This window comes from Nocardia sp. CA-135398 (genome assembly GCF_050955845.1).
GTDB lineage: Bacteria > Actinomycetota > Actinomycetes > Mycobacteriales > Mycobacteriaceae > Nocardia.
The window spans coordinates 2,053,655-2,074,284 of sequence record NZ_CP192084.1; the positions used below are offsets into that span (position 1 = coordinate 2,053,655).

The window sequence follows — 20,630 nt, forward strand, 5'->3', positions numbered from 1 at the left end:
GGTCAATATTCCCATCCAGCAGGATCCCCTGGATCACGTAATCTGAAATGTGCTGCCACGTAACGGAATTGAATGATCGGGGTCGGTAGAAGGAAGAAGTGACTTGCCGACGGGTCAGACTGTGACGTAGTTAACATCGGCTCGTGTTTAGGGCACGGCTTCTTCCGTCGACGGGCATTTGTCCCGTTGTTACGCTTCGCCTGTTTTGTGATGCCTGTATGAAACCTGTGTGTGGGCTCGGTGTTTGGTGTGGAGTGGTGATGAGGGTTCCCCGTCGGGGCGGCGCTTTGGTGCGCTGGTTGTCGGTCTTTTGGTTCTTCCGCAGTGCGGTGGCGTGGTCGGTTGTTTTGGTGATGTTGTTGGTCGCGTCGGTGACGCAGGTTGTTGTGTCACCGTCTGCGTTCGCGGCGCCAAAAGGAAAGGATCCGCGGACTATGCCGCTGATGCTTTCCGCCGCCAAGACGAAGGCTGACGCGAACAGCAAGCCTGCCCCGGCCCCGGAAGCGGACTTCACGCCGTTGCTCGCGCGTGGAGGTTCCGGCGGCAAGAGCAGTTTCGATCCGAAGACGTCGAAAGAAACTGGCCGGACTGCGGATTCGATCGAATTCACCAACGTCAATGGCACCAAGACCCTGGTGTTGTCACAGGTTCCGCTCGGTGTTGCCAATGGCAAGGGTGGCTGGGACCCGGTTGATACCCGTTTGGTGGAGAAGAAGGATTCCAAGCGGGTAGCCGCGGCGCGTACCGAGGTCGGGATCGAACTCGCGGAGTTCGCCAACGACCCCGCGTTATTCCGGGTGAACCAGAACGGCACCCCGGTCACACTCGAGCTGAAGGGCGCGGACAAAGCTGGGCGCAAGGTCACTGGATCGACCGCGACGTATGCGAACGCGCTGCCGAATACCGATGTGACATACGAAGTCTCGGCGGATGCGATCAAGGAATCGATCGTTCTGAAGAAGTCGTCCGCCGTGGGTGAGGGCCGTTGGGTTTTCAAACTCGATACCGGCGATCTCACCCCGAAGGTCGACGGTCGCACGGTCAAGATCTCCGACAAGTCGGGCAAAGTTGTTGCGGCGCTGCCGCCGATCGAAGTGTGGGACGCCTCAGGAAACGCGAAGGACAAGAAGGGACCGGCTCGCACCGGTGGCACATACACCCTGACCCGTGATGGCGATGCATGGCAGCTCACGGTCACGGTGGACAAGAAATGGTTGAAGGATTCCGCCCGGAAGTTCCCGATCGTGGTGGACCCAACCTACACATTCGGTTTCGGCCTGCAGTCCGAAGCGATCGCCTATCGGCAAGGCGCTGCGCCATGCACCGCTGAAGACGACTGCGGTATCCGCACCGGCAACGCGCGAACAGCCCAAGGCCAGAACGCCTTCTGGCGTACCGCGATCCGCTACAACCTGACACCACTCGCGGGCAAGACCATCACCGGCGCGCGCATGGACCTGAAGCTGCTCGCATCACTGGCGGAGATGAAACCCGCCTCGAAACTGACCCTGTATCAAGCAACCTCACCATTGAGCTACGGCGCCCTCGGTCAAGAGTTGGCCTCGGCCAGCATCGGTGAAAACGGTTCGCTGAGCACCTCTGCGATGACGAATCTGATCGGTGACCGCGCCAAAGCCACAGACAAGAACCTGTGGTTCATGTTGGGTGGCGCCGAAACCGACACCTACTCCTACAAGCAGCTACTGGCTTCGCTGATCATCGACTACAGCGACGGTGGCACTCCGCCTGCGGGCCCGCAGGTGAATCTCGTTGGCCCCATGGACGATGCGATCGTCGCGACCGACACTCCGACACTGGAGGTCAGCGCAGCCGCGACCGGCACCATGTACTGTTTCAAGATCTCCACCGGATTCGACGGCCGCTCCGGCAGCGTGGTCGACTCCGGCTGCCTCAACACCCCGAAATGGACCGTTCCCCAATACGTTCTGCGCGACGGCGGCCGCTACTCATGGACCGTGGCGACCGTGCCATCCGGCGGGGCGACACCGACACCGTCGAACTGGGTCGGACACTTCACCGTCGATAAGCGCATGGGTCGACCAGGCCCGGCACCGAGCGACAAAATCGGGCCGGTCACAGTCAACATGTTCAACGGCAATCTGTATACCGAGGCGGCAGGACCCGTTTTCGAGGCGCTTGGTGGCTCGGCAGGTGTCACCTTCACGTACAATTCGCGGCAAACCGGCGACTCCCACGGTGTGCGGGCATCGTATTTCAACGACGCCGACCACAATGGCACCGCGGACCCGAGCCCGGTGATGGTCCGCAGCGAAGCACAAGTGAACCTCGACTGGGGAAACATCTGGAGCAACGTATCGGAAAACCTTCCATGGAAGGAAGATCCGATGCCCGCTGCGCTGGACAAGCAATGGTTCGTTGTGCGCTGGGAGGGCTATTTCCAAGCTCCGGTAACCGGCGACTTCAGCTTCGCTGGCTCGCACGTTGACGGGGCGAAGATTTGGGTCGACAACAAGGTCGTCTACGACAACCCGAACGCTGCGACTGTCGGCACGGATTTTTCGACAGCGACTGCGAAGAAGGCCACTGATGTGTCGTTGACCGCCGGCCAGCGCGTGCCGATCAAGATCGAGCTGTATCACCGCTCGACTGACAAGCCGCGGATGGTGTTGTGGGCCAAGAGCACCACCGGCACCACTCAACGCACCCACAACCTGAACCCTCGGATCGCGACGACGGACTGGCTGTACTCCCAAGAGCCAGCCCCGCTTCCTGGCGGATGGAACCTCGGCCTGATGAGCAGCGACTACAGCTACGCTGAGATGCTCGACGGGTCGGTCGTGCTTACCGATATCGCAGGCGGCAAACACTCCTGGGTCAAGACATCGGCCGATGGTTACACCCCGCCCAAGGACGAGGACGGTGTCCTCGCTGTCGATGCCGGTGGCCGAATCTCAGTCACCAAGGACGGCGTGGTGTCGGTGTTCAACATCGACGGCACGCTGGCTGCTGTGTCGAAGGTGGAAGACAGCAAGAAACCAGCGTCACTGCAGTACCTCTACAGCGGCACCCCAGCCCGGCTGACCCAAATCAAAGATCCGGTATCGGGTCGGTCGCACACGCTGTACTACAACACCGACAACAGCAACAGTTGCTACGGCGGAGCCTCGTTTCCCACGGGCGCATACCCAGCGCCGACGCAGAAGCTGTGCCGCATCAAGTACTGGGACGGCACAGAAACACGCCTCTGGTACATGGTGGGCGCCCTCGCTCGAATCGAGAACCCCGGCTCCGAGATACGCGACTACAGCTACTTCAATCTGGAGGCCGCGAAGCTCGATTACGACCAGGCCGGCAGCGATACCGAGAAGAAACTCAAGGCGATCGACAGTGTTGGTGCGCTGAACGAGATCCGGGACAGCGTAGCGGTCGATTGGCGTGCAACGCAGGCGTCGTTCTCGGGTAACACCGAACGCACGCTGATCGAGTACGACGCGTTCCTCGATAACCCGCAGCAGCCTCCACACTCGCGAGCGATCCGGGTCACCGCACCGTCTGCCGATGGCCGCACCCTCGCACCTCGGGTGGCGCGCACGTATCGCTACGACATTCCAGGCAAGAAGGCATACGTCGACGTAGCCGGGATCCAGCAGACGGGTGTGCGCACCGTGAGCTGGGACGACGCCGGCCGCTGGCTGGCATCGACCGACACGAACGGCGACACGGTCCGCGCTGAATGGAACCCGAAAGACAAAATGACGGGCGCGGTCGACACAACCGGTCGGCGGTCGACAGTCCTCTACGACCACGCGAATCGGCCTACAGACGGCTACGGGCCGGCTCCAGCGGCATGCTTCAACGGACAGCTGCCGAAGCCGGAGTGCGCGGCGACTACACCCCACACTCACAAGGCATACGACGAAAATCTGGTCGGCTTGGAGGCTGCTCTCTACGACAACCCATTCCTGGCAGGTGTCCCGAAGGAGTGGACGACAGGTGTCGGCTCCACTGACGGCGGACTGAGTCGCAATTGGGGCTCGACGCCACCGGTGGCGAACAGCGCGGGTTGGTCCGGTCGGTTCATGGGCGACATCAAGTTCCCCACAACCGGTGAGTACAAGCTCGGGTTCACTGTTGTCGACGGCGTCCGGTTGTGGATCGATGACGTACTCACCGTCGACAGCTGGACCGACAAGACCGCCACAGCCGTGAGCGGCACCTACACCAATACCGTAGCTGGTAGTTGGCATCGCATCCGGGTCGACTACTACAACCGTAGCGGCACCTCGGGCGCGCTCGACTTCACCTGGACACCTCCAGGTGGCGGCGGCGCGGTGACCGTACCGGGGCAGAACCTCGCGCCCCGCTACGGGCTCGAGACGAGCCGGGCCGCTGACAGCAGCTCCGGTGGCAGCATCGAACGTGCACCGTCGACCATGATTGCTACCGGCTATTCGGACCCGGCCAACGGCATCGACCCGGTGTACGGGTTGGCAGTGTCCAAAACCGGCGACCCCGGCGGGATCAACCTGACCAGCCGTTCGTTGTTCGAGCAGCCCGGCCAGGGTTTTCTGCGCAGACTGGCCGCGGCACTACCTGCGGGCGACGTCGCCAATGCCGACAAGCGCGCCACCTCCTCCTACTACGGCGACAACGAAACTCGGGCGAACCCGTGTGATTCGAACTCCGCAGCCGTCGACCAAGGGGGGCGGGTCAAAACCGTTCGCACGTCCAAAAATTCGAACGGCTCGGCAAACGCGCTCGAGACGGTGTACGACGCAACGGGCCGTATCGTCGCCACCCGAACCAACAATGAGCCGTGGTCATGTCTTACCTACGACGCCCGAGGCCGAACCCTCAAGAAGTCGTTCCCCGCGATGGGCAACCAACCGGCGCGCACCGTCAACTACGACTACGCCGTCGGTGGTGACCCGCTGAAGAAGAAGGTCAGCGACGACAGCGGATCGACCACCACCGTGATCGACCTGCTCGGCCGAGTTACGTCCTATACGGACGCCAACGGGGTGATCACCACGACCGGTTACGACGCCGCCGGGCGAAAGACCAGCGAGACCTCCACCGCCAAGGGGGTCAGCTCCAGCCTGAACTACCAGTGGAACGACGCGTTTCGCCTGACCCGGTTGGACCTGGATGGAGTTACGGTCGCCACCCCCGGCTACAACGCGGGGATCCTGGTGGCAGTGGCGTACGGGAACGGCTCGAACCTCGCGATCGGCCACAACGATGCTGGCGCGCCAGCAACCTTGTCGTGGACGGTACCCGGGTCCACGCTCATCGACGCGGTCACCCGCTCCCGGGATCTGCGCATCACCGACGAAACCATTACCGACTCTGCCAATGGTGGAAGCAGCTACACCAACAGCTACAGCTATGACGGTGTCGGTCGACTGGTCGCGGCCACGGTGCCATTCCACCAGCTGACCTACGCGTTTGCCGGTGACAACGGGTGCGGTCCGAACCAGAAGGCGGGGTTGAACACGAACCGTGTGGCCTTCGCTGACAGCTTCAACGGTGCAGCTTCCGCGATCACCAACTACTGCTATGACGACGCTGACCGGTTGTTGTCTACCAACGGAGCGACAAACCTGTCGTTCACCTACGACAACTACGGCAACGCAATCACGGTCGGAACAGACACCCTCGGCTACGACTCCACCAACCGGCACGTGTCCACCACGACCGCGTCCGGCCACTCGGTGACCTACACCCGCGACGTCACCGACCGCATTTCGGGCCGCTCGGTGCAGGACACCACAAACCCCGTGCAGGTGACTCGCTACGGCTTCACCGGCGACTCCGGCGGCCCCGACTTCGTTCTCGACGGATCCGGAAACCTACGTCAGCGAACGCTGAAACTGCCCGGCGGAGCCCTACTCACCAAGAATTACACCCAGACCAACACCACCAACTGGTCCTACGCCAACATCCATGGCGACATCTTGTTCACCGCCGATGGCGCCGGCGCCCGGACCGGTGCTCTCCACCTATACGACCCATTTGGTCAGAACATCAACCCTGTGACCGGCGCCATCGGTGACATCCCCATCCCGGCCACGGCCGAGGGCGGCATGGACTTCGGATACCTCGGCCAGCACACGGTCCCGATCGAACACGTCGCCAGCCAGCAAGCCCTCGAAATGGGAGCTCGGACCTACCTGCCGATCCTGGGCAGGTTCCTGCAGGTCGACCCGGTCCCCGGCGGATCGGCAAACAGCTACGACTACGTCAACGGCGACCCAATCAACTCCTTGGATCTCACCGGGACGATTTCCATCTCTCCCGGAGAGCTGGCAGTCGGGCTCGGCGTCGGCGCCGCGATCGGGGTGGGAGCCGTCGTCGGCGCCCCCGCAGTCGCTGCCCTCGCGCTTGGTGCAGGAGCGGCGGCGATCATCGTCAACGAGGCCACCAAAGACGACGACAACAACAAGAGCAAGGCAGTCCCGGCAGACGCGAAATCGTCAACGCCTACCCAAGCTGCCGCACCAGGCCAGGTGCCGAAACCTCCTCAGGAGAGAGGCCCGCGAGCTGAGGTTCCCAAAATGGAAGGGGGCAAAAGCATGGCTGACGTCGGCCGCCCGATCTGGGGGAATGGGAAGCCCTCGGTTGAAAGTCTTGCCGGAAAATCTGACGCAGAGCTGCGGGGCCTTGCCAGCAAAGCAGACGCGCAAGCGCTACGGGACTTCTATAACCAAAGTGCTGAAAGCGGCTACGGAGCGGAAACGGCTGGTGAGCGGGTAAAAATGCTGGATAAAATACTTGAAGCATACAAAAATGAGAGGTGATGAGATGAGCTCAACACCAGAAACAGTCGACCTCAAGTTCGGGTCGGTTCCAGGGGCAACCATCGTGGTTCAATTCGAGCCCCTCGGGACTCTGTTCGAAGTTTCTGACGGTGACTACGTCGTTCTGCGTGCACCGCTACATGCGGTCGGATCAATCGAAGTCCTGGGCTTTCCGTCGGGCATCAGTGTCTGGGTACTGCACGGCGAGGAGTACATAATCTTGGATCGAAACGGTGCCGAGCTGGATCGGCTGTGAACAGGATCCTATCGAGGAATCCTGTCGCGTAGAACGCAACAAATCGTAGTTCGGTCAGTTCGTCGGCGGTGAATATTCCGTCGGCGAACTGCCACTGCGAAATTAGTCGCCCATTGTCCGTCGTATTTGTCGTCCCGAATTGCGACGTGTGGGTCAGTCTGAAAGGTGTCATTGTTATGAATGCATCGAATGTATTCCGTGTGGGGATTGCTGCTGGAACTGTGGCTGGTGTACTTGCATTGCCGACGGCGGTTGCGACCGCAGAGCCGATTCCGCTGACTCCGTACACCGCCGTCGATGAGGCGGTGCATCAGGACTTCGCAGAGTCCGGCAAGTCCGGTCCGGCGAGCAGTGGTTCGTCGTTCTCGGGGCCGGGGTTTTCGGGGTCGTCGACGAGTGGGTCGTCGGGCTCGTTCAACACCGGGTCGCAGGATAGCGGGGATGGCAGCGGATCTGCGGAGGGTGCTGTGGCGGGTTTCCTCGGCCGGATCATCCGTGGCGTGGTGACCGGTTCCTGAAACCCGAGGTAGAAGTGCCAGGAGGAGTGGGGCGACCGGCAAGGGTGCGTCGAGTGGGCCGTCAGATCGGGTGGATGTTGGGGACGTGACGTGCTGGTTCTTCGGCGGGTGGTCACTGCGCGAATGGTGCGTATAGAGAAAGAAAGCAGTGTGTGGTGCGAGTAGCCAATAACAATGAGGCCGGACGTGGGGATCCGGAGGCAACCGAGGTCGTCGGAGTACCGGAGAACGCTTTCGATGACGAGCGGGTGTTCGAGAATGACGAGCTCGGAAGCCCTGATCCTGAGGCGACTGAGGTCATCGAGATCCCATCGAATGCCTTCGATGGGGAGGGTGTATCGGAGGCTGGAACGGGTGTGGACGGCACGACTTCCGATGATGCAGAGGCAGATTCGCCTGACGATTCGGCGCCGCGTTTTGTGCGGCGTTGGCGGCGGTTCGTCGGGTACGTCAAGTCCGACGATGCTCGTCGGCATCTGCCCTACGCGGCAGCGGTGGGTGCTGTGATCACTGTTGGGATCGGGATTTGGGTAGCGACAGGGGGTCGCGCCGGGGACTCCGGTGCGGTGAGTGATGCCGCTGATGCGTCGGAGTTGTCGGGGACGCAAAGCTTCGATGACATCACCGCCTTGCTGCCCGGCGGCTACAGCACCACCGAGGTCACACCGACCGCGTCGGTTTCGGTGTCCGAGACCCCAAGTGATGTGCCGCCGCCCGACGAGGAGTTGAGTGGTGCGGTCGGTGGCAGCGAAGAGCCGATCGCCTCCGAGGCTGTCACGATTACCGAGGCTGCCCCGGTCGCGGGAGTCAGTGGGGATCCGGTCGTGACCGAGACCGCCACCGAAACGCAAACTGAGACGCCTGCACCGTCGACGATCACCGAGACCTCGGCGGCATCGCAGTGGCCCAACGTCTCGCTCAATGGCAGCGTGTCGGTGCAGGCCCCGTCCCCGACGCAGAGGACAGATCCCCCGCAAACCGTGGTCGTCGAACCCTCCACGGTCACCGTCACCGTCACCGTCCCGGCGCAGAGCACGTCCCGATCCTCGACGCAGCCTCCGCCAAGAACAACCACGCCGAAACCGACCACCTGCCGCCCACCGGCCACAACCACCACGAAGCCGAAAACGACAGCAACGACCTCCCGGCCGTCGGTGACACAGACACAGCGTCCTCGGTCATCGACGACGACGTCGAAGAAACCTGCCAACACCACCACCTCACCACGTCCGTGCGGGTAGAAGACCGGTCCCGGTCGCGCGCATACCGCGGGCGTGACGGTGGGAATCAGGCACTGACACACGGCAGACTCACGCTGAATTCGGGTCAACGACGCGTCCGGGGAGGTCAGTACAGGCTGCTGGTATCGGTGATCACGGCTGTGGCCATAGCGGGATGCGGCACCGGGACAGAACGTGAAACCAGCGTTGCGGTACCGGGCGCCGGTGACCCAGTTCCGGCGATCCAGCTCGTCGCGGGCAGTCGCCATACCGAGCCGCTGAAGGATTGGGCGCAGCGACGCGCCGACAAGTCCGGGATTCCGGCGCGAGCACTGCAGGCCTACGGTTTCGCCACGGTGGTCTTGGCGAAAACGCAACCCGCCTGCCATCTGGGGTGGACGACCCTGGCTGGTATCGCCCGTGTGGAAAGCGACCACGGCCGCTATCGGGGTGCGCAGATAGCGGTCGACGGCCAAGTGAAACCACCGATCCGCGGCGTCGCACTCGATGGCATCAACGGCAACGCCCGCATCATCGATCCCGACGCCACCGTCCGTGCCGGGCGCACCGTATACGCGAAGGCTGCGGGGCCGTTCCAGTTCATCCCCGATACCTGGAAACGCTGGGGTCTGCGTGGTGACATCGACTACACAACACTGGCGGGCATTCTCGAGAAAGCCACACCCAACGTCTCCAACGAACTGACCGGCAGCCCGGACAACATCGATGACGCAGCACTAGCCGCGGGACGCTACCTATGCGCATCCGGTGGCGACTTGGCCACCGCCCGCGGATGGAGGAAGGCCATATTCGCCTACAACCACTCCGACTCCTACGTGCAGCAAATACGAGCCACAGCGACAGCCTATGCAAATAACCACTAATCCGACTAAAAGGTCGGTGATGCCTGTAATCGAGCGTGGCACGGGCGCCTGCGGCTGAACTGGGGAATGCGCATTCTTTGTACCGTCGCGCTGTATTGCGATTCACCCGTACATTACCTCACGTCGGATACACGGCTTCTGCTGACACTGCAGTTGCGGTCAACGTGGTGATTCGGTGTCGCGAGGCTTAAACAACCTTCTCCCCGGCAATGGGGCGAGAAGGTGATCCGGCATGCTCGTAATAGGGTAGATGATATCGCTGGCTACATTCCCTGAGGAATAGATAATTTTTGATGAGTATCCCTTTTCGGGTTGTCATGCCAGTGGAAGCGTGTTAGAAATTAGTTGCCGCAGAGTTTATTCACTCGGCCGCAACCCTCGGTGGGGACCATATGGGTTGCGATGCAATTTTCTGATGAGGAGAAATTTTATGCACAAGGTTCGTTGGATCGGTGCTGCCGTTGTCGCGGCATCAGGTCTGATGCTAGGGGTGGCGGGTACGGCCTCGGCTGCCGAGTCGGCGCCGGCCGCCACCGCCGTCGGTTCCGGCTCGTCGAGCAATCGGGTCGGTCTGCTCGACTTGTTGGCTACCGGTAGCAGTGACTCCGGCTCGTCGGCCAGCGGTGGGATCACCCTGGGCGCCGGCAACGTTGCAGGTGTTCCGCTGTCGACCGGCAGCGCCGGCACCGGTAGCTCGGCCTTGTGTCTCACCAACCCGACCACCGCTGGCTGCCCGAAGTAAGTAGCTGCTCGGTCAGAGCCAGGCCAGTGCCTCCGTACGCCTCAGGTCAGGGTGGCCGGTGGGGGCCTGGCGTCGATGGCCCAGGTGATTGGCTGCCAACTTGTCGGGGTTGGCAGAACAGTGTGTAACGAACGGCCGACCGGTGGATGAGGTGGGGCGGGGCGGAGTTGTGTGGCTGGGTTTGTTCCGGCCAGCCGGATAGGGCGAGTGTGTAGCTGATCTGGTGTTTGGGTGCACGATGTATGGATTGGTGGTCGTTAGCGCGACGGTCGGGTTTTGTGTGCTGTGTGGGGTCTATTCGTATGTGGGATTGTTGGTGTAGGTGAGATGCGTTCTTGGGGCCAGGCAGGGTGAGACTGCGCGTGATTGACCCGGCTCGGTCGATTTGGGTGAGGCAGGGCTCTGCTGCGGGGTATGGCCGAGCAAGTTGATATGTTGTCCGGCAGAGAAGATGCCGACTTGAAACGCCCGGTAGTTCGCGGGCGCAGTGTTTCGGTCCTTGCGCAGCTTTAGGATCCAGGCTCGACGGAGGCCGAACATCAAATTCAGGTGGTGGCGGTGTTTGGAACGATCGTGATCGTGTCGCCATCGAATGATTTTTAGAATGTGGTTGTTCGGTCGTGCTGAACTGTCATCGACTAGGTCACATTCGGTTGTGCATCGGCAGTGTTCCCCGGCATCTCCGACTCGCAGGTCGCGGTCACACCACCAGGAACCGCGGGCCAGTTGCCTTTCGGCTGGCGTGCGTGTGGTTTCCCTTGTCTGGCAGTGGTGTTGGTGAGCGCTACCAGTGTGTCCCGATCGAGGGCCGACGGGAGGCGGGGTGTAGGAGAAGGGTTCGTAAGCACTCACGGCCTCCCTTGCCTCTGGTGGGGACCTGGGCCTGCCGTTGCTCGGTCGCTTACCCATGTACATGGGTAACTCCATGTACTCACATCGAACTAGGGTGCGATGGGTGTCGTTGTCAAGAGTTGGCAGCGTTGTGTGTTATTGGTTCAGAGAGCCTCTGAACTGCGGATACATTGAAATTCTGCCCAGTTCTGGCTGTGATATCGCTTGCTGGCGTTGGCGCGCGTGGGTTTCGTTGGTTGACGTCAGCCATTAAATGGCGGGTTTGATGACAAGCCACGACGGCTTGCCAGCAACCATGCCGGACATGAGCGACCGGACGAGAGTGCAGTTTTGCCATCGCATGGGCGTCGATCCCCTGCAGTTGGCCCTGTCGTAGGTTCGTGCCCTGGGCAGGGCACACAAAACATGGGCAACTGAAAAACGCCTGGTCATCGTGGGTACGTATCGCGTCTGAGGGGTCGCGATGCCCTACGGCGGTAGGGCAATCGGCCCAACTTGATGGTGTCCTGGGCGGGGCGTGTCGAAGATGGGAACGGGAGCGACCTGCGGTTTTCGGGGGTGGTTGGTGATCGAAGCCGGTTATCGGCGTTGAAAATGCCTGCCGCACAAGCGTTATACGCAAACTGGTTATCCGGTGTCGCTCTCGGCGAGTGCTGCGGCATCGCGGACGCCGCGTGGCCGTCCGGCTTTGACCCAGATCCGGTGTAGCCCGGTGGCGATGAGTAATGCCGCGAGGAGACTGAGCGCTGGTTCGCCACGGGCGAGGTTGACCAACAGGGTGAATCCGACGACGGTGGCGCCGACGACGTTGAGGACAAGTTGCCCCGGTTTGTGTTCGCGGCGTGAGAAGACCACCATCGCAATCAGTCCGGCGAGGAAGCTCAGGAACACCGACACCGCGTAGAACAGGACCAGGCGTTGGTCTTGACCACCGGCAGCGCCGGTGACGGCGGCGGCGCTCAGGGTGAACACCAGCACGCCCCAATAGGGGGTGTGGTGGGTATTGGTGTGCCCGAGCGTCGCGGGCAGGATGCCGGTGCTGTGTCCGTCGCGGTCGGTGTGCCGGGACAGGGCCTTGAGCAGTCCCGGACCAGCTTGAAAAGACGAACTCGCTGCCGAGAGCAGTAGCAGTGCCGTAACCAGCTGGAACGCGGCGAATACCGGTGCGGGGGCCGCGATTCGGGCCAGCTCGGCGATCTGGGTGGTGCCCTCGGGCGGAATTCCGACTCGCAGATGGTGGGCTTGCAGGGTCAGGCCGATGGTGATGGTGCCGACGATGCCGAGGGTCATCCACAACGTGACCTTGCCGAACAGGCGTCGACCGGCGTGATCGAGTTGGCCGAGTTGGGCGATCGCCGAGGAAGGGGCCTCGACGCCGGTCGCCAGTGCCATCGCGACGGGAAAGGCCAACGCCACCGCAAGCAGTGATTGATGTCCGGGGGTATCGGTGATGGTGCCGATCGGATGAGGTGTCGCCCCGAACCCGTAAGCCAGGACTGCGGCGGTCACGCCGATGAAGGCGATGGTCATCAGTGCGAACACCAGGCGCCCGAGGTGGCCGAACCACGTCGCCCCACCGACGACAACGACGAGCGCAAGAGCAAGAAGCATACGGTCGGGTGCCAACGCCGGGAAGTAGGCGATCACCGCCGAGGCTCCAGCGGAGACGCTGATCGCGATGGTCAGGACGAAGTCGACGATCAACGCGGCGATCGGGACGAAGGCCCAACCCTCACCGAATGCCTCACCGGTGGCCGCGGCCGCGCCTTCGCCCTGGGGATAGCGGGTGATCAACTGTTGATAGTTGACGATGACCAACGCGATGATGAGCACGACCACACTCATCGTCGGGATCAACAACGCGAGATCTCCGTCCAAGGCGCGCAGCGCTGCCTCGATCGCGTAGGCAACCGAGGACACCGGATCGGCCATCACCGCGAAGGCGAACGCGAGCAACAGGATCGGCCGGGTGTGCATAACGCCGAGCCTGCGAGGGGTTCGGGCGAGAGGATCTTCGATGGCGGACAAGAGGTCTGTTATTCCTATCGCAATGCGGGAGCATATCCACGGGCTGCAGGGATGGGAACAGCGACGTCAGCCAATGCGAAGCACACCACCAGAATCGCGGCCAGCCCACCAACCCAGCTGTCACAGTATCCGCAAAACTCCTGCTCGGGACGGGTCGACGCCGCTGATTCGGAGCGCGAGTGTGCTGCCCGGCGAGTGCTGTCCCGGACGACAGCGGGCGCGGCCGGACCATGATGCCGATCGCGCCGAGCCAGTCGAGTGCGGTCGCAGACGACCGGAACCCAGTGATGTCAACGGCACGCGAATTCTGGACACTTTTCAGCAAACGAATTTTGACCCCCTGCTGGGTGGGTTGATGGTTCATTCTTCAGTTGTTCCGGCTGTTGGAACACGCCCGAGGTCGCGGTCTTTGAGCCGGTAGCTGTCGCCCTTGAGGGCTATGACCTCGGCGTGGTGGACGAGGCGGTCGATCATGGCGGCTGCTACGACGTCGTCGCCGAAGACCTCGCCCCAGCGGCCGAAGACCTTGTTGCTGGTCACGATCAGTGATGCTCGTTCATAGCGGGAAGAGACGAGTTGGAAGAACAGGTTGGCTGCCTCGTTCTCGAAGGGGATGTAGCCGACCTCGTCGACCACGAGCAGCGGGTAACGCCCGAGTTTGGTCAGCTCGGTTTGTAACCGACCGGCGTGGTGGGCTTCGGCCAGACGAGCGACCCATTCGGCGGCGGTGGCGAACGCGACCCGGTGACCGGCCTGACACGCCCGCATCGCCAGCCCGATCGCCAAATGCGTTTTGCCCGTTCCAGGTGGGCCCAGGAACACGATGTTGTCTCGGGCGGTGACGAAATCAAGAGTGCCCAGATGCGCGATCACGTCGCGTTTGAGACCGCGAGCATGACCGAAGTCGAACTCTTCCAGGGACTTTCGCGCCGGGAACCGTGCTGCGCGGATCCGGCCCTCACCGCCGTGGCTTTCGCGGGCGGAGACCTCGCGTTGCAGGCAGGCGACGAGGAACTCCTCATGGGTCCAGTTCTCGGCTCGGGCGCGCTCAGCCAGTCTCGCCACTGAGTTCCGCAGTGTCGGTGCCTTCAAGGCTCTTGTCAGGAACGAGATCTCGGCGGTCAGATCCCGTGCCGCAGTCGATGTTTTCGCGGGCGTCTTGGTGGTGGTCATCAGGCCACCCCGCCTTCGATATCGACGCCGAGGGCGGTGTCGTAGTCGGTCAGATGCCGCTGCTCGACTTCGGGTTCTGGCGCTGGTCGCAACACGGTGATCCTGCTGCGCCGCAACGCTTTCGCTGCCGTGACATGCTCGGGATCGGAGATTGTCTGATGCCACGCCCATATCCGTTCGTGGTCGGCGACGAGCCGCCCACCGGATAGGACCCGAACGCGGGCCAGGTCGGCGATGACCTCGATCTGGCGGCCGATCACGCTCGGATGCACCGAATAGTCGTTGGAGTCCAAGCGAATGTAGTGATCACGGGGCAGTCGGGTCGATGACCGCCAGCCGGTCTCCGGCGCGACCGGCGGCAACCCGAGCATCGCCTGCTTGTCGGCGACGATCCGATCACAGGGCGCGCAACCCAGCGCGCGGCGCGGCCGGGTGTTCACCAATGCCAGCCACTGACTGATCTGAGCGTTGAAATCGGCTGGGCCACAAAAGGATCGACCCGGCAGGAACGACCGTTCGAGGTAGTCATGAGCTCGCTCGATGATGCCCTTGGCTTCCGGGTCCGCGGGCCTGCAGATGAGGACCTTCGCACCCAAAGTGCCTCGAAACGCCTGACATTCGGCGGTGAGCTCGCTGCGGCCACCTCGCCAACGACCGATCGCGGACTCACCGTCCCAGACCAGCACCCGCGGCACCGCACCCAACCGGTCGATCAACGTCCACCATCCAGCGAACAGATCCTGCGCATGCTTGCTGGGAATCAGCACCGCCGAGAGCCACCGCGAATATCCCGTCACCATGGTCAACACCGGCAACCGCGTCGGCTTGCGGGCTTGACCGAACCCGACCGGCAGCGTGATCGGCGGGAACCACAGATCGCACTGAGCGATCTCCCCGGCCACATAGGCCGTCCTGCCCGCCGGATCTGGCGGCAAATACACCGGCCGCAACTCGGCCACCCGACCGGACAGCGTCCGAACCGAGCGCGTCCAGCCGATCCGTTCAGCGATCACCGTCGCCGGCATCGTCGGATACAACCGAAGCAATTCCCGGATCTGCGGCTCGACCGCATCAACAATCGAACCCTTCGGCGCCCGTTCATATTTCGGCGGCCTCTCCGAGGCCAACGCCGCCCGCACGGTGTTTCTGGAGACGCCCATGACCCGAGCGATCGCCTTGATCGGCAACCCCTCAGACCGGTGCAAACGACGAATCTCAGCCCAATCTTCCACGGCAAGCATCCCTTCGTCCTCCTGGCTCGGTTCGAACCAGGATCAATCGGACAGGGGGTCAAAATTCGGATGCCACGCAGTGATCAGTTTTCACGTGCTGCCGACAAGTGATTGGTGAATCCGTCCCAGATGAGGATTGGCCTGCTACGGAATCGGCGGCCGACGAACTTTGCACTCGTCAACAGGGCTCTGGCGCCACGACGAGCAACCGCGTATTCCACACTTACGCGGCACAGCCGTGTCACAGTATTTCATCGGGAGAACCCCGAATAGGTACGGAGAGTTCTATGCCCGAGGTAGAGCGCCCGACGCAGATCGTCGAGCTATCGACTGGACCGGTGGAATATCGGCTCGACCAACGGGGTGCACAGACCGTCCTGGTACTGCACGGGGGACATATGCGTGCGTCTGTACCACTGGGGGAAGAGGTTTTCGTCGAGGCGGGCTACACAGTCCTTGCGCCGTCACGGCCGGGATACGGCCGCACCCCGCTGTCGACCGGTACATTTCCGGAGAAATTCGCTGGTGTGATCGCCGAGCTGTGTCACCACCTCGGAATCGAACGGTTAGCAGCGGTGGTAGGACAATCAGCGGGTGGCCCCACCGCGCTGGTGCTGGCCAGCACGCATGCATCCCTGGTGGAGCGACTGATCCTGGAAAGCGCGGTCGGCTTCTTGGCCTGGCCCGATCGCCGCACCCGCCTGGGTGGCCATCTGGTATTCGGCGCCCGCACCCAGCAGCGGACATGGACTCTCATGCGCGCACTGCTGCGGCGGAGACCGCAGATGGCCCTGCGACTGCTACTGCGCGACCTGACCACTCTGCCCGTCGACCAGATTGTCAATGCCCTCACTCCCGAACATCGCGCGCTGCTACTCGCCTTGTTCTCGCACATGGACTCCGGTGCCGGGTTCGCGGCCGACCTCCGTGCGATGGCTCATCCCGATCGCCGAAGGCCCACGATCACGCAACCGACGCTGGTCATCGCCTCCCCTGAGGACGGCGCTGTCCCGTTCGCCCACGCCCGATCCCTCACCGAGGCCATCCCTACAGCCCGCCTGGTCACCAGCCGAGCCCCCAGCCACTTCATCTGGCTCGGACCCGACTACCCCGCCATCGCCACCGCCATCACCGAATTCCTCCAAGACGACGTCAACTGACCAGCACGCTTCCATCGCATCTCGGCCTGTATCCCGGACTTTCACCGCCTATCCCCGAACATTGGCTATCGCCGCTGATATGGGTTGCGCCAGCACGTGATCGGCAGCAGTAGTTCGGCCTGCATGGAGCCGTAGAAGTCCTGCATCTCATTGTCGTTTGCCGCCGTGTTGAGGGACCACCACGTGCCAGTCATCAGACCACCGACAGCAACGCAGAAGTGGAACGGGTTATCGCACTGACTGATCGGCGGATGTCATGTTCCCGAACGGCCGATATGTGGCGTTATCGTCGTTTGTCCTGAACAGGCCGACCAGGGCGAGCCGGGGTCACGATCCTCACCGTGCCCCGGCACGCGCCTACTCGGCTGGCCGTGCTGCGGGTTGGCCATGCCTTCAGGACAGCTCGCGGTCGGACCCGGCGACCACGCGCACGGCCTCGGCAACGGTGCGGAAGTCCTTGCGCAGGATATTGCCGTGGTTGCTGGGGACCTTGGCATGGATTTCGATGTTCGGGTTGCGTTCGACCACCTTGTGCAAGCTCGCGCGGATGCGTTCTTGCGAATCATTGCCCCTGCTGCCCAACGATGACCCCGAGGCGTTCACGTACCGGGTCGGGACAGTGATGTTGTCCATCACCGGACCCAGCACACGCTCGCGGGCGACCTCGCCGGCCTCGATGTTGCTGTCGGCCATCTGTTCAGCGGTCATGCGCGGGGCCATGCCGAGCGGGCGCAGCAACGGCATCGTCCAGCCCAACCGCCGCCACAGCTTGCGCATCGCCTCGATATCGACCTCGTCGATCCAGTCGTGCGGTTGCGCGCCCTCGAGCAGGACCGCGCCCACGGTTCGCTCCGGGTTGCGGCTGGCCCAGTGCGCCGCGACGAAGGCCCCGTATGACCAACCTATTACCAGGGCCCGTTTCACTCCCCTGGCCGCGAGCACGGCGTCGACATCGGCGACGTTGGTCTCGAACGAGTAGTCCGCCGAAGTCTGCGACTTGCCGCGGGCCCGCATGTCGTAGGTGATGTGGCGCCACCCCGGCCCGAGCTCGGCGATCACGCGCCGCCAATTCCGCTGCGTGGCGACGTGGCCGTTGACATAGAGCACGGGGATGCCGGGGCCGCCGGTGTCGGTGACGGCGAGGGCCGTGTCACCGACCGGCACCATGCCGGTCCAAGTCGCATCGGTCGGGGAAACGCTGTTGTTCCTCATCTGTCTTCTCCTGGTCGTGTGGGGTGTCTCGCGCTGTGGCTCGACTTTCCTGACAACGGAAAAGCTACGTAGCTTTCCAATTTCTGACAATCAATCGAGTTGCTACGTATTCATATCGCAGCAGCTAGAAGCCTATTTATTGTTGCGATGATCTTAGGGATAACGCAACGAGACCTCTAGGGCTCGTTGCGATGAGAGAGAAATGGGCGCTACGGTCGGGGCGGGGACCACCACGAAGGACCACCGAGGAGATCGCTATGTCGGGAGGCAGGCTCACCCAGGCCGAACGCAAGCAGATCGCGCTGGGACTGGCCGACGATCTCCCCTACGCGGCGATCGCTCGACGTCTCGACCGTCCGACCTCGACGATCACGCGGGAAGTGATGCGCAACGGCGGACCCACGGCCTACCGCGCCGACCTGGCCCAGCGTGCCACCGAAAGCCGCGCCCACCGGCGCGCGCAGCCCACGGCCCGAGGACGGGAAGCACCTGTAACAGGTCGTGAGCGCGACGGCGAGGCCGTTCGCCACTACGAGGAGACCTTCACCACCCTGCTCATGCAACAGGGCATGCCCAAAACGACGGCTCGGGTGCTGACCTGCCTTTTCACCGCAGACGCGGGCAGTCTCACCGCAGCCGAACTTGTCCAGCGCCTCCAGATCAGCCCGCCGTCGGTCTCCAAGGCGATCAAGTTCCTCGAGATCCAGGGCCTGGTCCGCCGGGAATCCGACGAACGCCGACGCGTGCGCTACATCGTCGACGACAACGTCTGGTACCAGTCGACGATCGACAGCGCCCGCGGCATGGCCAAGGTCGCCGAGATCACCCGGCAGGGCGTCGACGTCTTCGGCCACGGCACCTCGACCGCCACCCGCCTGGAGAACATGGCCCGCTTCACCGACTTCATCAGCGAGAGCATCCTCGAGGCCGCGGCGAAAGGCCGCGAGGTCCTCTACCCACAACCCGAAATGAGCTCGAAGGACACGGGGACGCGGTAGCCCTTGTCAACCTGGGCCGGACCCGGCGGCGCTGGCCCGGCGGTCTGGTTCATGTGCGGAAGGTTGCCCTTTGCCAGACGAGAGCGTCACCGCCATATGTGACGCACAAGTGCGCTTTGCCGAGCGGGTCCCAATGTCCTGGCCGCATCCGATGTTCGGCATTTTCCGGGCGTTCGGCCGCCGTAGTAATGATCGTCCGCATATCGGGCCTGTGTCAGCGGCCACCGAAGATTCCAACTGGCCGCTGACACCCACCTTTCGGGTCGCGCGCTGTGAAAATACCTGGTCCCAATTGCTTTGGTGCTCGGCGCAGATGGTTTGGCGATACCGAGGTTTAGCGGATCGTCCTGAGGGTGAAGGGGGTTGGTAAGCACTGCCTCCCCGGAGCTCGAGGACGAACACGGGCCGTCTTCTGCTTCATCTGAACCGCGGAGATCTTCGGCGCGACTGGCGGCGATCGGGGCGGATTGCGCCGTGCCCAGGTCCGGTTGGACGAACTGGAGTCGGAACCCGAGGAAGTACTCGAACCGACGGACGAGCGGGCGCGTGTGCTGCTCGACTGCTACGTCGCCGTCTTCGGGTGCTTCGATGCAGGTCTGGAGCGAGGTGCTGCTGTGGAGAGGTCGAACGCTGTGTCAGTGGGGGTGTCAGGTTGGTGTCAGGTCGGTGTCAGCAGGGCTGGCCAGAGTTGTTCACATGAGCAGCACAGCGAACAACTCGACCTGGACCGGCATGGTGCCGGTCGACGATACGGCCTTGGCCGTGACCGACACCGGTGGTCCCGGTGTCCCGGTGATCTACTGCAATGGCCAGTTCGCCACGCAGGGGTACTGGCGGCGGGTCCTGGCCGACCTCGGGCCGGGGTTCCGGCACATCACCTACGACGAGCGGGCACGCGGCAAGAAGTCGAAGCGTTCGGCGGACTATTCCTTCGAGGCGTGTGTGCGGGATGTCGATGCTGTGCTCGCGGCCAGGGGTGTGGACCGCGCGCTGGTGGTGGGCTGGTCATATGGGGCGTTCGTCGGGGCGCACTGGGCCAGCCGCAATCCCGAGCGTGCCGTGGGTGCGGTCCTGGTCGATGGCGCGCAACCCTATGACTGGCTCGACGAGGCCATGGAGGCGCGGATCCGCAAGCTGTTCAAGCGGCTGAGCTGGATCACGCCGCTGCTGCGCCCGACCGGCCTGACACCGCGGCTGAGCGCCGCACAGCAGGCCGAGTGCAACATCGAACTCGGCAAGATCTCCCGCGAGGCCAACCTGGCCCCCGTCCTGGACAACATCACCGTCCCGACGCGATACGTGCTCGCGTCCGGGGCGTCGTTCGGCAGCCACGGCGACGAGCAAGAAAAGATCCGCGCCAGCCTGGTTGCGGTATGCGCCCGCAACCCCCACCTCGAGGTGAGCGCCAAGGTCGCCAGCAACCACGACCACATCCTGCGCAAGGACTTCCGCGCCGTTGCTGACGCTGTGCGTGAAGTCGCCGACCTCGACCGCGCGGATCGCTGAGGACACGACCAGCGGGTTCACGATCAGTCGGGCTGCGGCCTTCGCCCGGCGCCCACGACCTACTTCA

At 63.0% G+C, this 20,630-nt stretch carries 13 protein-coding genes; 7 read left to right on the forward strand and 6 right to left on the reverse strand.

The annotated features are described in order from the left end of the window. The first annotated feature begins 290 nt into the window (after positions 1-290). Both ACQP1T_RS09215 and ACQP1T_RS09220 read left to right on the forward strand, forming a co-directional pair. Entirely contained in the window at positions 291-6,782 is a 6,492-nt protein-coding gene (locus tag ACQP1T_RS09215) for a PA14 domain-containing protein (protein ID WP_433759520.1), read from the forward strand. A 4-nt stretch (positions 6,783-6,786) separates the two neighbouring features. After that, the gene (locus ACQP1T_RS09220) at positions 6,787-7,038 is read left to right on the forward strand and encodes a hypothetical protein (RefSeq protein ID WP_433759521.1); all 252 of its coding nucleotides are present in this window, start codon (positions 6,787-6,789) and stop codon (positions 7,036-7,038) included. A 1,161-nt stretch (positions 7,039-8,199) separates the two neighbouring features. Here ACQP1T_RS09220 and ACQP1T_RS09225 read toward each other — a convergent pair. Beyond that, positions 8,200-8,772, reverse strand: a complete 573-nt coding sequence (locus ACQP1T_RS09225) for a hypothetical protein (protein WP_433759522.1) — start codon at positions 8,770-8,772, stop codon at positions 8,200-8,202. Positions 8,773-8,925: 153 nt separating this feature from the next. On the opposite strand from ACQP1T_RS09225, the gene ACQP1T_RS09230 reads away from it, so the two are divergent. Next, complete coding sequence (locus tag ACQP1T_RS09230) at positions 8,926-9,660, forward strand: lytic transglycosylase domain-containing protein (protein ID WP_433759523.1); 735 nt, start codon at positions 8,926-8,928, stop codon at positions 9,658-9,660. Between the two features lie 430 nt (positions 9,661-10,090). Further along, positions 10,091-10,402, forward strand: coding sequence for a hypothetical protein (locus ACQP1T_RS09235; RefSeq protein WP_433759524.1), 312 nt, complete (start codon positions 10,091-10,093; stop codon positions 10,400-10,402). A gap of 1,479 nt (positions 10,403-11,881) precedes the next feature. On the opposite strand, the gene ACQP1T_RS09240 is transcribed toward ACQP1T_RS09235, so the two are convergent. The 3 genes from ACQP1T_RS09240 to istA all read right to left on the reverse strand — a co-directional run bounded on the left by ACQP1T_RS09240 (position 11,882) and on the right by istA (position 15,696). After that, positions 11,882-13,231 carry an amino acid permease gene (locus ACQP1T_RS09240; RefSeq protein WP_433759525.1) on the reverse strand — a complete coding sequence of 450 codons (1,350 nt, stop codon included), beginning with the start codon at positions 13,229-13,231 and terminating at the stop codon, positions 11,882-11,884. A gap of 411 nt (positions 13,232-13,642) precedes the next feature. Next, positions 13,643-14,455: an IS21-like element helper ATPase IstB gene (gene istB, locus ACQP1T_RS09245; protein ID WP_433759526.1), complete on the reverse strand. Its 813-nt coding sequence runs from the start codon at positions 14,453-14,455 to the stop codon at positions 13,643-13,645. Beyond that, on the reverse strand, positions 14,455-15,696 hold the full coding sequence (gene istA, locus ACQP1T_RS09250) for an IS21 family transposase (RefSeq protein ID WP_433759527.1): 1,242 nt from the start codon (positions 15,694-15,696) through the stop codon (positions 14,455-14,457). The genes istB and istA overlap by 1 nt, the downstream gene beginning before the upstream one ends. Positions 15,697-15,974: 278 nt before the next feature. On the opposite strand from istA, the gene ACQP1T_RS09255 reads away from it, so the two are divergent. Further along, positions 15,975-16,847, forward strand: coding sequence for an alpha/beta fold hydrolase (locus tag ACQP1T_RS09255; RefSeq protein WP_433759528.1), 873 nt, complete (start codon positions 15,975-15,977; stop codon positions 16,845-16,847). A 65-nt stretch (positions 16,848-16,912) separates the two neighbouring features. Here ACQP1T_RS09255 and ACQP1T_RS09260 read toward each other — a convergent pair whose 3' ends face one another. Next, entirely contained in the window at positions 16,913-17,041 is a 129-nt protein-coding gene (locus tag ACQP1T_RS09260) for a hypothetical protein (RefSeq protein WP_433759529.1), read from the reverse strand. A 199-nt stretch (positions 17,042-17,240) separates the two neighbouring features. Next, positions 17,241-18,014 carry an alpha/beta fold hydrolase gene (locus ACQP1T_RS09265; RefSeq protein ID WP_433759530.1) on the reverse strand — a complete coding sequence of 258 codons (774 nt, stop codon included), beginning with the start codon at positions 18,012-18,014 and terminating at the stop codon, positions 17,241-17,243. Between the two features lie 302 nt (positions 18,015-18,316). Here ACQP1T_RS09265 and ACQP1T_RS09270 point away from each other — a divergent pair, with 302 nt between their 5' ends. Both ACQP1T_RS09270 and ACQP1T_RS09275 read left to right on the forward strand, forming a co-directional pair. Next, complete coding sequence (locus ACQP1T_RS09270) at positions 18,317-19,057, forward strand: helix-turn-helix domain-containing protein (RefSeq protein WP_433759531.1); 741 nt, start codon at positions 18,317-18,319, stop codon at positions 19,055-19,057. A 696-nt stretch (positions 19,058-19,753) separates the two neighbouring features. After that, on the forward strand, positions 19,754-20,563 hold the full coding sequence (locus ACQP1T_RS09275; RefSeq protein ID WP_433759532.1) for an alpha/beta fold hydrolase: 810 nt from the start codon (positions 19,754-19,756) through the stop codon (positions 20,561-20,563). The last annotated feature ends 67 nt before the right edge of the window (positions 20,564-20,630 follow it).